Raw genomic sequence first — 15,174 nt, forward strand, 5'->3', positions numbered from 1 at the left:
TAAAGTATTTACAAAAAGAGTTGAGAATCATTTAATTTACATCTAATTGATTTTATTGATTTATCTATATTTTCAAGTAACGATTTTTGATGTAAATATAAGAAAGCATTCAAAAGCTGTCTTATGTCAATATGTTATAAAAATAGTTTGCTAGACTAGATTCATTCCCTAGCAGCAAGCTATTATTTTGATAGGATTGTGGTACTACTCTCTTTTTAAACGGCTTGTTATTGCAACTGATTTTGACATGAATGTTGAAATCAGTTTTTTTTGTCTTTTTTTTACCGTCTGATGTAGTGATTTCGATATCAATATAGATATAAAACATAGAAGTATGATTATTGTATTTATTTACCTCAGCATTTACTTCAACTCACGGTTTCGTTACGCTAACTCACAGAGCTAATAGATAGCTTACATATCAAAATCCAGTGGATACAAGAGGGAAAACAATGTTTAAGGCACTCTATTTACAAAATGAGCAAAATTTTAGTTGTAGTAAAGAATCTTTATCCCGAGAACTTCTTTTACAAGAAGCGGGAGATACGCTTGTAAAAGTCCACTATTCAACGCTGAATTATAAAGATGCTTTAGCGATTACTAACGACGGTAAAATCGCAAGGCGATTCCCGATGATTCCCGGCATTGATTTTTCCGGCGAAGTTTTAGAAACTACCGATCCCGATCTGAAGGCCGGCGATCAAGTCTTTATGAATGGTTTAGGCTTAAGTGAAAATCATTTTGGCGGATTATCCGAGCTTGCCTATGTTTTTGGCAAAGATCTGATTAAAGTTCCTGCTGAATATGATCTTTTTGATGTCATGGCATTTGGAACTGCAGGATATACGGCGGCGCTCTGTGTGAATCGTCTGCTCGCTCACGGCATTACGCCGGAGAAGGGCGAAGTATTAGTATCAGGTGCATCCGGCGGAGTTGGAATGGTGGCTTGTATGCTTTTAAGCAAACTCGGATTTTCCGTTGTGGCATTAACCTCCAAATTAGAGCTTTTGGATGAATTTAAAGAGTTCGGCGTTGCGCGTTTGGAAGATGCTTCCAATTTTTATGAAGCCGGCGGTTTATTGCAAAAAACACAATATCAAGCAGCGGTTGATGTCTTGGGTTCTGTGCCGCTTGTGAATATCTGCGCACAATTACAATATGGCGGCATTGTTGCTGCTTGTGGTTTAGCAAGAGGCATGGATTTCCCGGCAAATATGGCACCATTTATCTTAAGAAATATTACACTTGCCGGTGTTGATAGCGTAATGGCGCCGAAAGAGAGTCGTTTAGAAGCATGGAAATTATTGTCGCAAAATATTACGAGCGAAGAGATTAGAAATATTGCCGAAGAAGTGGAGTTTGAAGATGTATTATCACTCTCTGTGAAAATGTTTGCCGGCAAAATTCAAGGTCGATTTGTAGTAAAAATTTCTTAAGTTTCAGTTTGAGAGTTTTAAGTTAGATTAAGTTAACAACCTAATCTAGCTTATAATCTAAAAGGCTTAATATTACTGATTTCAGTGATCTGTTAAATCGAAATACTCAATTGAGATGCAAAATCAAGCGTATGAAAAAAGATCATGAAAAAAGAGATAACCATCAATGTTATCTCTTTTTTTGTTTTGGGATATATCGTGATTATTTCACTCTCGGCAATTGATGAAAATCTCGATTAAAATAGATGAGCGCATCGCCGTTATCTGTAATATTCATATGATCTAATGTCACGATAAACAGCGTATGTGTGCCTACTTCATGAGTTGCTGAAATGGAACCTTCAAGATTGGCAATGGCTTCTTTTAAAATAGGTAAACCACTTTTTCCAATGGCAAAATCAAACTTTGCAAAACGATCTTCCATCGAAACAGGATGCATTCCGCCGAAATATTCTGCCGCAAGTTGCTGATCGGCATTAAGGATATTGATCGCGAGTTTGGTATTGGCTTTGAAAGTATCGTTCGTTGCACTATTGCGATTAATCGATACCAACATGGTGGGCGGGGAATCGGTAATAGAAACAACAGCGGTTGCCGTTAAGCCACATTTTCCACCAATTCCATCAGTTGTAATAATATTAACGCCGGCACCTAATGTTGCCATCGCATCTCTAAATATTTTTTTGATATCTTGATGTACATCATCCATTACGTTCTCCTTACTTGACTAAACGATTCTAGCCGTTCAGGGAATATTTGCAAAAATATCTTTTACTCAAAAATTAGAATCAGAAATTAGATAGAAATTAGTTCATTAATGCTTTAATTCTGCGGTAAATCGCCGGATATTCATTTTTCCAATTTTTATGATCTTTAATGAGATCGGAGCAATCAATATTGATAATTTTGGAATGTTCGCTCTGTATCGGATAACGCCCAACAGGGGAACTTAGCTTTAAAGTTGCAGCGCTATACACTTTATCTAAAGTACGATCATTTTCTGAATAGCAATTGTAGATTTTTCCGGTAATGGTATCGGCAACGGCTTCCCAATCTTGGGGCTGTTTGCCAACGGCGCCGCCGAGCAGAATGATGTTTTTTACTTTTTTCTCAGGATGGTTTTTTAAGAGTTCAAGCGCATTATAAATCACTCGGCAACCCAAAGAATGCGCTACAAGCGTATAGTCGTTATCTTCCGTTTTTAAGAGAATATTCCCCAGTAAATTTCCGGCATCTGCCGCCTTTTTCATAGAAACATGCCAAGGATTGGTAATTGCCGAATAAGCGATTTGGGCTAATAAGAGTTTTTTGGATGCGATCGAGAAGAGATTCGGCGAGAAGAAACCTTTGACCACATCATTTAGATCTTTCGAAGACCACGTTAAGCCATAAAGCTCACAATTATCGGGAATATCTTCATAGGCATCGATCCAATCTTGAAAAATCCGATCTTTTTCCCGTAAAAAGCCATTAATCAACACGACTTTACTCACAGTATTTGTCGATTGATGAGAATCCTCCTGATGAAGTTCCGAGTGAGCCGATTTTTTCTCAAGTTTAAAGATATCGAATTTATCATCTTCCTCAAAATAATCACTTAAGAGGTATTTTCCGACCAAATTTCCAAAGCTATAGCTTGGCGTTTCATGAGCAAGCAATGTGCGAAATTCGGTAATATCTTTCAGAGAAATGGAAGTTTCCGCAAACGTCACAATATCGCCATCATGTTCAGCGCAACGTTCATTATCCCAACTGAGCCATGATTTTGAAGCATCTTTTGGCGCACTTTTTGCCATATTGTCGCAAAAACGGCATTTTACCGTAAAGTTTTCACATTCCCCGCATTGGTAAATATGCCGGCGATAGAGCTTTTCAGAATGAGGTTGTTGTAATTGATGTTTTGATTTCTGTAAGCACCAAGAACAGTAGCTTTCCATTGTTTCAGGCGTTGTGATGATCTGTTTGTCTTCGGTTTTTGCTTTTTTACTTTTTTTGATTGTTTCTACTTTACTCATAAATCCCTCAAAATAGATGGTGATTTTGAATCAGGCTATGAAGAAGAGAATGGGGATCTTTGCTCGAATTTCAAATTACAAATTTATCCAAAAGCAGTAAAAAGAAAGACAATAAATTGTAAATGATATGAATTATTTGAATTCGATAAGTAGAATCATATGATTGCATATTTATACAAGTAAATATGATGTTTGTACTATTATCTAGTTGAAAATATTAACACTCAAAAACCTTAAATCGTGAAGAATAAAACTGAAGGATGAAATCGTAATTATATGAAGCTTTTTTATAAATGGATTGTTTGTTTTTTCCTAACGTTAGGAATATCTATCGCAAATGCCGGCACTTTAGAGATTCAAGATTATCGGCAAGCGGTTTTGCCAAAACCAGCGGTTTCTTATTCGATTAATTGGAGGACAAAAATAGCCTTTTGTATTATCAGAGTGAATGGTTTACCTCTATTTAATAATGCCGACAGTATTGGTGGGTATGTTTTTACGGGATTTGGAATTGATGGTTTTTTATATAATGGGAATAATACTATTTCTATAGAAATGGTTCCATATTGGGCTGATACGACTGGGCATTCGGAAGAAGCAATAAAGCAATATCAAGAAAAAGTAAGAAAGAATGAACGATACTGTTTAGCTGAGATTTCTAAATCAACAATTGAAAATGATGAAATCAGAGAAGAGATGATTGGTGTATTGAAATTGAGTATCGATTCTGAAGATCATATTTTTATACATGAAGAAACGTTTGATCTTGATGATCCATTATCGCCTAATAATACAGTAAACCGAGGGAAGGTATCTCCAGAAGATATTGTGGAATATCAAGATTTAACAAGCCTTTCAAGAAATGTGCAAGTAGTAGGTGCAGCAAATTGGATTTGGGTTGAATCTCCTTCCTTTAGTGAGATAAAGAATGCAGAACAGCAGTTATTAGCGGCATATGAAGAGTTATGGATTGCATTGAATAATAAAGATAGAAAAGCTTTAAAGTCATTAATAGATATCAATCTTTATGAGCGCTATCTAGGAAGTACCGGTATTCCTAAAGAAATCATGGAAGAAGAGCGCCTTGATGTGATGATGGATAACTTTGGTTATAGCGAAAAAGATTTTGAAAATATGGAAGTGCTTCCGTTCAAAAATCAAGGATTTAAAGTGATCGAATATGCCGGCGGAAGAATGGTGCAAATGGTGGATGAAAAAGGATTCTCGCCCATTGAAATGCGCGATAAAAACACGGGAGAAGTTGGTTCAGCCATTCATAATTTTTCGTACATTGATGGGAAGTTCAGGGTAGTGCGATGACAATAAGGTTATAGGAATACCTAGATTCTAAGTGACTATAAGTGGAATCAAGAATGTAAAAAACCAGAAGGCTGGTTGTTTGAACAACAGTTAATAGAGATTCCCTTTAAATATAGATGATTTTCTGTTTATGTTCTTCTAGCAATAAACTAAAATTAGCTATATGAACCTTTCAATTAATTGAAAAACAGATATAAAAAAGGAAGCTTCAGCTTCCTTTTTTGTAGATTGAGATAAGATTACAGAACCTTATTCCTACATCTTATAGATTAGGATATTGAGGACGATAACGATCTACCCACATTGCCGTAGCACCGCAAACTGCTGCCGGCATAATGAAGAGATTTACCAAAGGAATCATCGTGATGATGGATACTAATGCGCCAAATGGCATGTTATTCAGGCGATCTTTTTTCATGGTATCTTTCATCGAAGTGAAAGAGATTTTATGGTTATCAAATGCGTAATCGCAATACTGAATGGACATCATCCATGCGCCAAATAGAAACCATAATACCGGCGCAATGAGATTTATGACCGGAATAAAAGAGATTAAAAGAAGCAGTAATGCTCTTGGTAAGTAATAGCCTAAACGCACAAATTCACGATTGACCATTCTTGGAATATCTTTCACGAAATCACTCCAAGGCAGCTCTTTTGCTTTAACTCCCGTTAATTCTTCTTCCACTCTTTCTGCTAAAAAGCCATTAAAGGGTGCGGCGATGATGTTAGCAAGGGTGCTAAAAAAATAGGTAAAGATAAAGAGTATGGATGCCAAAATGAGTGGCCATAAAATATAGCTCAACCAATGTAACCAATTAGGCAGATAACTTAAAATAGAAGCAATCCAGCTATCGACTTGGCTAAAAAGCCACATAAACGATAAGCCTAAAACAATGACATTCACAAGAATCGGAATAAAGACAAAACGTCTTAAACCGGGGCGCATCATAATGTTGAAGCCTTCAAAAAAGTATTTTAGACCGCTTTTAGGAACTCGGGGATTATAATGATTGTTCATAATTTGAGAATCTCTCAATCAATATCCATGGATTAGAAAGGGATATTAATTATCACTTAAAAGTATAGTTTAAAAGAATGCCCGATTGATCGGACTTGATGGGTATTTGGATATATTCAGCAAAGCAGATAACAATCCATACGGAATAGTGATAGAGCACTTGCGGAATATAAAGCAATGTTATCTTAACAGATAGTTATGAGTTAAAAATCCCAAATTTCAAATGTGTAATCGTATCGGTTTTTTTCATCTTTCTCATGCTTTTCTTCAAATGCTAATCTCGCATTTTGAAAATCAAATGCCGGCATTTGTGTATCGCCCTTAACATCTGCATGAACGTGGGTTAAATAGAGGCGATCCATGAAGGGAAGCGCTTCTTTATAAATCTGTGCACCGCCCATAATCATAATTTCTGGCGCTTTGAGTTCTTCATTAATATAGGAAAAAGCTTCTTGCAGAGAGGGGAATACTAAACAGCCTTCGATATCGTTGCGCTGTAAACTTCTAGAAATGACGATATTCTCTCTTCCCGGAAGCGGTCTGCCGATAGAATCATAGGTTTTTCTGCCCATCACAATCGGTTTGCCAAGCGTACTTTGCTTAAAGAATTTCAAATCATTCGGAAGATGCCAAGGAAGCGCATTATTATGCCCAATTGTGCCATTATCAGCCATTGCGAGAATGAGAGAAATTTTTGCCGCTGTCATGAATGAAGTGATCCTTTTATAAAATACAGTATGAGAAATACGAAAATACGATAATTCAAAATAATAAAACGCATGATACTAAATTATCTATGTGATGAATATGGCTTTCTATATCCTTTTATATCTTATTCTAAACCTGAATTTTGCTGTTTTTGGGAAGCTTTCTCTATTTTTATGATTTAAGGATGATGGAAGGCTTTTAATTCCCCTTAATAAAAAAGGCGAGGGTGCTATAATGTTCACTTCCTTATTTTAGGTTCCTTATACAATATGAACAATCAAAATGATAATAGTCAAAACCCTCAGACTCAAAGTAATCGCATTTATGTGATACCGAATCTGATTACAACGGCAGCGATGCTGTGTGGTTTTTCTGCAATCTTGATGGCATTAGATGCTCATTACGGCGCTTCAAATGGAAGTGATCCTAGCTATACGCAAGCGGCGATCCTTGTTTTTCTCGCAATGATTTTTGATGGCTTAGATGGCCGTGTTGCGAGAATGATGAATAGATGTAGCTCATTCGGCGAGCAATATGATTCTCTCTCAGATTTGATCTCTTTCGGAATTGCGCCGGCGCTCATTATTTATCTTTGGGCATTGAAAGAGAGTAGTTTTGCGTTTATTAGCGCAATTTCTTGGTTTGTAGCATATCTCTATTTAGCATGTGCAGCACTGCGTTTAGCACGATTTAATGTGCAAATTGGCTCTGTAGATAAACGTTTCTTTATCGGAATGCCAAGCCCAACAGCGGCGGCCATTGTCGTGGGATTTGTCTGGTTCGGCGAAAACATTCATATTGCTTCTCCTTGGAAAGATTACGGTGCACTTTTATTAACGCTCTATAGCGGTTTAATGATGGTTACAAACATTAAATTCTTTAGTTTTAAAGATATTCGCTTGCAAAATCCCGTGCCGTTTTTTGCATGGGTATTATTAGTGATGCTCTTTGCAGTATTAGTATTCTTTATTGTTCGTTACCCAGGAGAATCAATCTTCTTAGTGCTGTTTACGTATGGTTTATCAGGTCCATTTTATGCGGCATTACGCTTTCGTAAAAGAAGACAGTTACAAGAAGAAAAACCCCAAAGACAAGCTAATAAAGAACGTTTAGCATCAGAAGAATCAACTGAACAAAAATAGACGTTCAATAGAAGTTGTTCAATAAAAGTTAAATAGCATCGATTGAGTTGATTGATGGGTTAAAACATGAGATCGAGCTTCTTGCTTTGGAAGCTTGATTAATACAAGGATTGAAACAGAGGTTTATTGATGAATATCAGGCAAGCAGAATATCTGAAATTATTGGGAATCCAAGCTTGGTGTCAGCAAGAGGATTTACCACAAGTTCAGGAAAATCTGCGAGCGATCAAGCAAGCGGAAAGAGATGCTAATAATGCTTTGCAACATGAGCATGAGCCATCTCATCATCGAACCAATAATCCTGTTTTAAATCCTTCGGATAATGTTCAAGAGCGACCTAATTTCGCTTCAGATGCGAATATTGATCCTGAACGTTTCCGCAAACAGCTTGCCGGCGTTACAGAAGGGCTTCGAGTACAAGTTGCGCCAAAAGTAACTGAAAACATTGCCGTAAAAAGTGAGTTTTTGCCGGAAGCGTTTAGCTACCCACAAGATCAATCCATTTTCCTTCCGAAGTTTTCAGAAGCGATTAAGAGTTGCTTAGGATGTGAATTCTCGCAAGATCGTTATCAAGCAACGCTTCCAAGGCAGAGTAATGCCGGCAGAATTATGGTGATTACCGATATTCCGCTCAAAGAAGAGATGCTTCAAGGGCAAGTATTAGATAAAAGCGATGAATCTTTCTTCTTTAAAGCAATGAATGCCGTGGGATTATCAGCAGATGATCTCTACATTACGCCCTTTATAAAATGCCGTCCGCCAGAGCTTCGAGATGTGAGCGATAAGGAGTGGCATGCATGTTTTAATGTTCTAAAACGGGAAATTTTAGAAGTAAAGCCGGCGATGATTTTCCTACTTGGCAGAACTTCCGTGAAGTTTTTACTACAAAAAGAGCAACCGTTTGAGCTCTTAAGGCGTAAAGTGCATCGCATTATGATTGAGGGCGAAGAGTTTCCGGTTGTCATTTCCCATTCTCCTCGCGTTTATGCGAAAAATTCCCGTTTAAAAGCGAACTTTTGGCAAGATATGAAGTATCTGCGAAGACAGCTCGGTGAATTTTAATGACTCATCGAAGTATCATTAAAGTTATCGAGCGGTAAAACAGCCGAAGATTCTCCTAAAAGAGGAATGAATCTTTCGGAAATAACCAAAAATACTAAAATACAAAAAAGCAAAAAATCGCAAACAACAAAACAGTAAAATCATCAGAGATAAGCGCTATTTTCTAATAGATTTCATATTGATTTCAGGCCAAATTCAGTGAATCAAGGAAAGGAATCTTCCGCATATTGCCGGCAATAAAGAATTATCCGCCTTAGTATGAATGCTAGAAAATAGGGAATAAACGTTGGGAATAGACCATAAAACTCTGATGATTGGGGAATATAAGTATGAAGATTGACCAAACACAGCTCACAATAGCAGAAGCAACTTTAGAAGATTTAGACACAATTTTAGAAATTGAAGCGCGCGCTTATCCTGTGCCTTGGAATCGGGCGCAGATGATGGATATTTTTAGCCAAAAAGTGATTCGCATGAAGCTTCTTTTAGATGATGAAATCATCGGTTATGCATTTGTATCGGTGATTTTAGATGAAGGACATCTGCTTCACATTACCGTTGATCCCATTCATCACGGCAAGCGTTTAGGACGATATTTGCTTGAGCATGTTTTAACATTGGGAGAAACGCACAAGCTTGTGACGATTTTCCTAGAAGTTCGTGCCGGAAATGTGCCGGCAAGAGCGCTGTATGATCATGTTGGATTTAACCAAGTGGGCGTTCGTAAGGGATATTATCCTTGCAAGATTAACGGCCGCGAAGATGCCATTGTAATGGCTTATACTGTGGCTTCAGATACATTTAATTTTCAATTATAAACTGAATAGCTAACTTAAAAGATTCGTAAAAGGGATATAAATGACATTGGTACATGATGAAACTGCCATTACAGAAATTGATCTAAAAGGGTTAAATTGCCCGATGCCGATTTTAAAGACGAAACAAGCGTTAATGAAGGCAAAATCAGGGGATATTCTCCGAATTTTTACCACAGATCCTCATTCTGAAATTGATTTCAAAGCATATTTGCTACGAACGAAGCATGAGCTACTAGACTTCTCTGAAGTGGATGAAGTGTTTACATTTCTGATCCAAAAAGCGTAGATTTAAAAAGATAAAAATAGAGATAAAAAGGCCAAATTTTATGAAAATTGTTCGTCGTGAACGTCAACATCAATTCTCCGCAGATCAATATTCATCGCTGTTACAAGATGTATTAAGAAAACGTCTTGTTGAAAGTGAAGCAGATTTGGATCTCTCTTTGAAAGGGCTCTATCCTTATCATTCTTTGAGTAATATCGAAACTGCGACTGATATTATCGTAAAAGCGATTGTGGAGCAGAAAGATATTCTTATTGTCGGCGATTATGATGTAGATGGCGCTACAAGTATTGCGCTTGCGATCCGTATTTTACGAGAGTTCGGCGTTCACAATGTGCGTTATACTGTTCCGCATCGAATTTTAGATGGATATGGTCTATCTCGCTCACTTGTGCAGAAGATTCTTCGTAACAAACCCGATCTCCTAATCACCGTAGATAATGGCATTTCCAATATTGATGGCGTTGCGCTTGCTAGAGAAAATGGGATTGATGTGATTGTCACCGATCACCATTTACCGCCGGAAATATTGCCGGAAGCCAATGCGATTATTAATCCGAATTTAGAAAATGATCAATTCCCAAGTAAATCTCTTGCCGGCGTTGGTGTGATTTTTTATGTGCTTTTAAGCGTTCGTGCAAAACTGATGGAAATTGGCTATTTCGGCGATCGAACAGCGCCGAATTTAGGGAAGTATTTAGATATTGTGGCGCTTGGAACGGTGGCGGATTTAGTGCCGTTAGATGGGAATAACCGTAAAATTGCGCAACAAGGTTTGCTTCGCATGCGAAATGGCGTGATGATTGCCGGCATTCAAGCGTTAATGGATGTGTCGAATCGTCAGCGAGAAAATCTCTCGACAAGCGATATCGGCTTTGGACTTGCACCACTTCTCAATGCCGCAGGGCGTTTAGACAATATGCAGATCGGCATTGAGCTTCTCTTAACAGATCAAGCAGAAGAAGCGCAAAGCATCGCACAAGAACTTTTCTCAATGAATGAAGAGCGCAAAACCATTGAACATGAGATGCGAGAAACGGCCGATAGTATTTTAAATACCGTGACGCTGAATAAAGAGGAACTGCCGCTTTCAATCTGCCTTTATGATGAATCGTGGCATCAAGGCATTACCGGCATTGTCGCTTCTCGCATTAAAGAACAATACTATCGCCCAACCTTTATCTTTGCCTATGATAATGAAGGATTACTCAAAGGCTCTGGTAGATCGATTCGCGGGATTCATCTTCGAGATCTGATGAGCAATGTGGCAAGAGATCATCACGGAATTATCGAAACCTTTGGCGGTCATGCAATGGCAGCAGGATTATCTATTTATGAAGATAATTTGCCGAAATTTGAGAGATTGATGAGCGAAGAGATTGAACGTTACATGGATTCTTTAACGGATTCCGATGAGCTTTTAAGCCAAAAAATTTATAGTGATGGCGCTTTACCGGCAACAGGATTTAGTATTGGCTTTGCCGATGAGATTAAACGGGCTTTTCCATGGGGACAACAATTCCCAGAGCCGGTATTTGATGATGAATTTGAAGTGTTGGATTATCGTATTCTAAAAGGAGCGCATTTGAAATTTACACTTAAAAATCCCAATAGTGCCCAAACCTTTGAAGCAATGGCATTCTTCCAAGCGCATCAACTTGTGGATAATGTGAAAGCAATTCACTGTGCCTTTAAACTCGATGTAAACGAATGGCGTGGCAATCGTAACTTACAGCTGATTATTGACTATTTCTTGCCGATTCAATAATGAAAGATTTAAGAGAGTTTAGTTATAAGATTCAAGCTGATTCATCGCTGGGTCGAATGCTTGCATACTTCTGAAAATCCCGCGCCACCAGCAATGTTAATCTTATAGGATTTTAAAGTGACATGGCTATCCCGTATCTTATATTTGTATTTCCCCCGTTTTTTTAGAAAAATTCCTATCTTTATTCTCAATGTATCAGTGAGCTAAAGAGGGAAGTATGTTAGGGAATATAGATTCAGTAAAAGATCATGTAAAACATCATGTAAAGCATCCCGTTCAGTTTGAAAATTATGTTCAAATCACGAAAAATACAGGATTTAGACAACGTGCTAAATCCTTTTTTATCCTTTTTGTTTTAACGCTGTTAGGGCTGTTGTCTCTATTATGCATGGCGATATCGCCAACTTCGGCAATGCCACTGCAACATGGAATGAGCTTAACGCCGGCAAAGGAAGCAACGCTCTCCATCGAAGAATATTATGTGAGTGAAAAGCTCGATGGCGTTCGTGGTTATTGGGATGGGAAAGCGCTCTATTCCCGGCAAGGGTATGAAATCGTTACGCCTAAATGGTTTATAGAAAATTTAGGAGATCAACCGTTAGATGGCGAGCTGTGGTTAGGAAGAGAAACCTTTCAGAAAATGTCCGGTTTAATCGCAAGAAGCGACGCCGACGATCTTCTCTGGCAACAAGTCACGTTTCAAATTTTCGATCTTCCCAGTGAAAAAGGGATATTTCACGAAAGAGTCAAACTGATGGAAAGCTATCTTTCAGAGCTTTCAAAAGAGAATCCTCATGTTGTCATGATTGCTCAGAATAAATTGTCATCCCATGAAGAGTTAGAAAGTCTTTTAAAAGAGATCATTGCTAAAGGCGGAGAAGGCTTAATGCTTCATCATGAAGATGCGCACTATCAAGCATATTTACGGCATGATTCTTTACTTAAAATAAAACAGATCGATCAAGATTGTGCTGTTATCACAGGCTATACAAAGGGAAAAGGGAAGTATGAGGGAATGGTAGGCGCTTTAAAAGTCACTAGTGTGATCGATGGTAAGATGCTTGAATTTGCTATTGGCTCAGGATTAACAGATCAAATGCGGGCATTCCCACCTGAAATTGGGGATAAAATTACGTATCTTTATAATGGCTTTACGCAAAAAGGTTTACCACGATTTGCACGATTAACCTCAGAAGATCTTTTAAAGTGCTCTGATTGAAATATCCATTCTTAAGGCTCTAAGTCAATTATAAGAAGTAAAATCGAACATTATCAGATGATGAATTATCCCCCTTTGAAAATATTTGATATAATTTTACCAATTGCTTAACGAATAATAGTAATTAACAGATAAAGATTCATCCCTATCTATTTGATAAGAGAGAAAATAATGAAAAAGATGATGTTGGTAAGTTTAGCGGTATTAACGTTAGCAGGTTGTACGAACTCTAGTGTTTACTCAGGCGATGTATATACGGGTGAACAAGCGAAAACAGCTAGAGATGTTTCTTACGGAACGATTGTAAACGTACGCCCCATTATTATTCAGAGTGAAGAATCACCATTAGGCGCAATTTCAGGTGCGGTACTTGGTGGCGTACTCGGTAACTCTATCGGTGGTGGGCGTGGTCGTAATATCACAACTGCTGTGGGTGCGATTGCAGGTGGTGTTGCCGGTGATAAAATCGGACAAGAAGCTGCTAAAACACATGGTGTTGAGTTAGAAATTAAAACAGATAACGGTAAAAATATCGTTGTGGTGCAAAAACAAGATCAGTCACTTTTCCGTGCAGGACAAAGAGTGCGTATGGTGGGAAGTGGTCGTAGCATGAACGTTTCACCAATGTAAGTGTATATTGCTAGATCATTGCATCAATAAACAATCAGTAATAAGCAAAGAAAAAGCGTTCTATTGAAGAACGCTTTTTTTATTGGATCGAAGTTTTTAGCTTTTAGATCTAGATATGACTATAAGATTCTCTGATCCCCATTTTTTCTATTATCTCAATTGTGTCAATGATCTTTATTGTTTAAAGAAGTTTAAGATTTCGACTTGATACACTTCTACTAAGAGAAACGAAATAATAGAGATTAAGCCGTAGATAATGACTAAATAAGGCATCGCACTTCCACCAAATGCTCGGAATGATTCACTTTTTTGTGCGCCTTTTTGACGTTTTCTAAAGCTAATCACCATGAGCGCCGGAACAATCACAGACCAAATTGCGGCAAAAAGACCGGCAAAACCAATAGCAATAATAAAACCGCCAGGAAGTGCCATTCCTAAGATTGTGGGAGGTAAGAAAGTGATGATTGCCGTAAGTAATCGACCTTTTGGTGAATCACTGATCTTAAAGAGATCGGCAATGTAATCAAACAAGCCTAAACCTGCGCCTAAGAATGAGGTTACAACGGCGAAGAATGCGAAGAATCTTAAAGATAATTCAATATACTGACTCGCTTTGACTTGGTTTAAAAGCCACGCTACTTGGTCATTATCGACCGTTAAGAATGTTGCACGGTCAATGCTTCCCATAATGGCAACCATCCAGCATAAGTAGAAGACAAAGGTAATGATCATGCCCCAGCTGATTGCTTTACGAATTTTGCTACCGCCGGAAATGCCGTAATATTTTACAAAGCTTGGCACACTTGCGTGGAAACAGAATGACGTTAAGAAGAATGGTAAGCTTGCAAAGGCATAGATTGCATATTTACTTTCGCCCGTTGGTTCTAAAAGATACGGCACTTCAATTTGCCCAAGAAGCCCCGTTACAGCAGCCGCGAGTGTAATGAACATACCGATCATTAAAATCGTTGAAATACGATCTACCGCACGAGTGCTCCACCATACAATTGCCGTAAAGATCAACGCAAAGATAAGAGAGGATTGATAGCGGGGAAGATCAATAGGGAACTGCTTGAAATTCTTTAAGGTATCACTAATGACCGATCCTGAACCCACAACATACGCATAGAGCAGAATATAGAGAACAAAGGCAACGGAGAAACCATTGATAATTCTCCAGAAACTTCCTAAGTTATCTTTCACTAATGTATCGAAGCTCGCACCGGGTTTATATCCAAGGTTTACTTCTAAAATCTGCTCGGCGGTTACGAACATGAACAAAACCGTCACTAACATAATGACGATTGTCCAGCCAAACCACATTCCCGCAGAAGCAATGGGTAAACTGAGCATCCCTGCGCCAATCATGGTTCCGGCGGCAATCATTGCACCGCCCAAAACGGTAGGCGATTTATTTACTTTCATCTTAATCCTTATTGATTATTCTATTGTTATAGGCGCAAAGACGATGATCTTTGCGGAGCCAATATAGGGCATTACGGTCTTATTCATGAAGTTGTTCAATGATTTTAAACAACATTTAGTAATGCGAATTCATATTAGCATGAAGGTAAAGCGCTGCAATCTTTTATGCTAGAAATGAATTAATAACAGGCGGTTTTATTAGGGTCTGTTGAACATTTGAAATAAAAAAATAGAGAGTTGTAAAATGTAATCGCCAGAAAACAATACAAACTCTCTATTTTATGCCCCAAACATTACTTAATGATCAGCTTTGGTTGAAGCTAAAGC

At 38.0% G+C, this 15,174-nt stretch carries 14 protein-coding genes; 9 read left to right on the forward strand and 5 right to left on the reverse strand.

Features of this window, described 5'->3' with window-relative positions; translation table 11 throughout:
- The first annotated feature begins 452 nt into the window (after positions 1 to 452).
- A complete protein-coding gene (locus ACYSN2_RS09665) occupies positions 453 to 1,436 on the forward strand; it encodes an MDR family oxidoreductase (protein WP_461750050.1) in 984 nt (327 codons plus the stop codon).
- Between the two features lie 202 nt (positions 1,437 to 1,638).
- On the opposite strand, the gene ACYSN2_RS09670 is transcribed toward ACYSN2_RS09665, so the two are convergent.
- The gene (locus tag ACYSN2_RS09670) at positions 1,639 to 2,145 is read right to left on the reverse strand and encodes a flavin reductase (protein WP_461750051.1); all 507 of its coding nucleotides are present in this window, start codon (positions 2,143 to 2,145) and stop codon (positions 1,639 to 1,641) included.
- A gap of 97 nt (positions 2,146 to 2,242) precedes the next feature.
- Entirely contained in the window at positions 2,243 to 3,451 is a 1,209-nt protein-coding gene (locus ACYSN2_RS09675; RefSeq protein WP_461750052.1) for a DUF726 domain-containing protein, read from the reverse strand.
- Positions 3,452 to 3,727: 276 nt separating this feature from the next.
- On the opposite strand from ACYSN2_RS09675, the gene ACYSN2_RS09680 reads away from it, so the two are divergent.
- The gene (locus ACYSN2_RS09680) at positions 3,728 to 4,771 is read left to right on the forward strand and encodes a hypothetical protein (RefSeq protein WP_461750053.1); all 1,044 of its coding nucleotides are present in this window, start codon (positions 3,728 to 3,730) and stop codon (positions 4,769 to 4,771) included.
- A 262-nt stretch (positions 4,772 to 5,033) separates the two neighbouring features.
- Here ACYSN2_RS09680 and cysZ read toward each other — a convergent pair whose 3' ends face one another.
- Together cysZ and ACYSN2_RS09690 are read right to left on the reverse strand one after the other, a co-directional pair.
- Complete coding sequence (gene cysZ / locus ACYSN2_RS09685; RefSeq protein ID WP_461750054.1) at positions 5,034 to 5,792, reverse strand: sulfate transporter CysZ; 759 nt, start codon at positions 5,790 to 5,792, stop codon at positions 5,034 to 5,036.
- Between the two features lie 203 nt (positions 5,793 to 5,995).
- The gene (locus tag ACYSN2_RS09690; protein ID WP_461750055.1) at positions 5,996 to 6,499 is read right to left on the reverse strand and encodes a dihydrofolate reductase; all 504 of its coding nucleotides are present in this window, start codon (positions 6,497 to 6,499) and stop codon (positions 5,996 to 5,998) included.
- Between the two features lie 270 nt (positions 6,500 to 6,769).
- On the opposite strand from ACYSN2_RS09690, the gene pssA reads away from it, so the two are divergent.
- The 7 genes from pssA (at position 6,770) to ACYSN2_RS09725 (ending at position 13,422) form a co-directional block, all read left to right on the forward strand.
- Positions 6,770 to 7,642: a CDP-diacylglycerol--serine O-phosphatidyltransferase gene (gene pssA, locus ACYSN2_RS09695; protein WP_461750056.1), complete on the forward strand. Its 873-nt coding sequence runs from the start codon at positions 6,770 to 6,772 to the stop codon at positions 7,640 to 7,642.
- Between the two features lie 129 nt (positions 7,643 to 7,771).
- A complete protein-coding gene (locus tag ACYSN2_RS09700) occupies positions 7,772 to 8,704 on the forward strand; it encodes a uracil-DNA glycosylase (protein ID WP_461750057.1) in 933 nt (310 codons plus the stop codon).
- Between the two features lie 329 nt (positions 8,705 to 9,033).
- Positions 9,034 to 9,522, forward strand: coding sequence for a ribosomal protein S18-alanine N-acetyltransferase (gene rimI, locus ACYSN2_RS09705; RefSeq protein WP_461750058.1), 489 nt, complete (start codon positions 9,034 to 9,036; stop codon positions 9,520 to 9,522).
- A 40-nt stretch (positions 9,523 to 9,562) separates the two neighbouring features.
- Positions 9,563 to 9,808 (forward strand): sulfurtransferase TusA family protein, encoded by a 246-nt coding sequence (locus tag ACYSN2_RS09710; RefSeq protein WP_461750059.1) that lies wholly within the window; start codon positions 9,563 to 9,565, stop codon positions 9,806 to 9,808.
- Positions 9,809 to 9,848: 40 nt separating this feature from the next.
- The gene (gene recJ / locus ACYSN2_RS09715) at positions 9,849 to 11,573 is read left to right on the forward strand and encodes a single-stranded-DNA-specific exonuclease RecJ (protein WP_461750060.1); all 1,725 of its coding nucleotides are present in this window, start codon (positions 9,849 to 9,851) and stop codon (positions 11,571 to 11,573) included.
- A gap of 217 nt (positions 11,574 to 11,790) precedes the next feature.
- Positions 11,791 to 12,792, forward strand: a complete 1,002-nt coding sequence (locus ACYSN2_RS09720) for a DNA ligase (protein ID WP_461750061.1) — start codon at positions 11,791 to 11,793, stop codon at positions 12,790 to 12,792.
- A 168-nt stretch (positions 12,793 to 12,960) separates the two neighbouring features.
- Positions 12,961 to 13,422, forward strand: a complete 462-nt coding sequence (locus ACYSN2_RS09725; protein WP_461750066.1) for an outer membrane lipoprotein — start codon at positions 12,961 to 12,963, stop codon at positions 13,420 to 13,422.
- A 174-nt stretch (positions 13,423 to 13,596) separates the two neighbouring features.
- Here the strand turns inward: ACYSN2_RS09725 and ACYSN2_RS09730 are convergent, their stop codons facing one another.
- Complete coding sequence (locus ACYSN2_RS09730; RefSeq protein WP_461750062.1) at positions 13,597 to 14,847, reverse strand: amino acid permease; 1,251 nt, start codon at positions 14,845 to 14,847, stop codon at positions 13,597 to 13,599.
- Positions 14,848 to 15,174 lie beyond the last annotated feature (327 nt).

Source organism: Ignatzschineria sp. LJL83, from assembly GCF_054871845.1.